Source organism: Desulfosarcina cetonica JCM 12296 (assembly GCF_001311845.1).
Lineage (GTDB): Bacteria > Desulfobacterota > Desulfobacteria > Desulfobacterales > Desulfosarcinaceae > Desulfosarcina > Desulfosarcina cetonica.
This window is the reverse complement of record NZ_BBCC01000535.1, coordinates 1-654: the sequence shown is the minus strand read 5'-3', so window position 1 is coordinate 654 and position 654 is coordinate 1. Positions and strand designations below refer to the sequence as shown.

Genomic DNA, 654 nt, shown 5'->3' with positions numbered 1-654 from the left:
GGCCACCATCATCGATGTGCCCTCAACGGCGCCGGACGATGTCACCGTGCGCCTTTCCATCGGCAATGTCTACTACCATCTGGGCCGCGACACCCAGGTGAGCATGACCGGCCTTGCCACCACCCACGCGGTCAACCTGGAGGAGACCGCCTACGTCGGCCAGCTGGACGGTATCGATCCGCAGACCTCCACCGGTGATACGGATATCACCATTACCGGCAAGGCCGTCGAGTGCGCCAGCGGCGATCCCCTGGGCGGCGTGCCCTTGAACCTGATCGTCACCAACGCCGGCTTTGAATCGAAGTTCCCGGTCTACACCGGGAGCGACGGCAGCTTCAGCCATGCCTATACCCCGGCCACGGCGCTTCCGGCATCTTCACCGTGCGCGTGATGCATCCGGATCTGACCGACAAGCCGGTCCACGGCCAGTTTGTGATCAGCCGCGTTTCCCTGAGCCCGACCACGGCCAGCCTGAACATCCCCTACAACTACACCCAGGCGGTCACCATCAAGGCCGCCACGGGCGAGGGAACGGCGGTGACCAACCTGCGCCTGGAATACCTGGCCGACGATCAGTCCGGCGGCGTGCTGGCCACCGGCATCCATGTGACCCCGGGTGCCACGGTGACCGCGCTCGCCGGTGGCGGCACGGCC

2 protein-coding genes are annotated in these 654 nt (G+C 66.1%); both read left to right on the top strand.

The genetic code is table 11. The annotated features are described in order from the left end of the window. Positions 1-391 (top strand): hypothetical protein (locus JCM12296_RS40900; RefSeq protein WP_172684297.1); only part of this gene is annotated, 391 nt, incomplete at its 5' end. Further along, positions 382-654 (top strand): hypothetical protein (locus JCM12296_RS35435; RefSeq protein WP_157068234.1); only part of this gene is annotated, 273 nt, incomplete at its 3' end. The genes JCM12296_RS40900 and JCM12296_RS35435, both read left to right, overlap by 10 nt.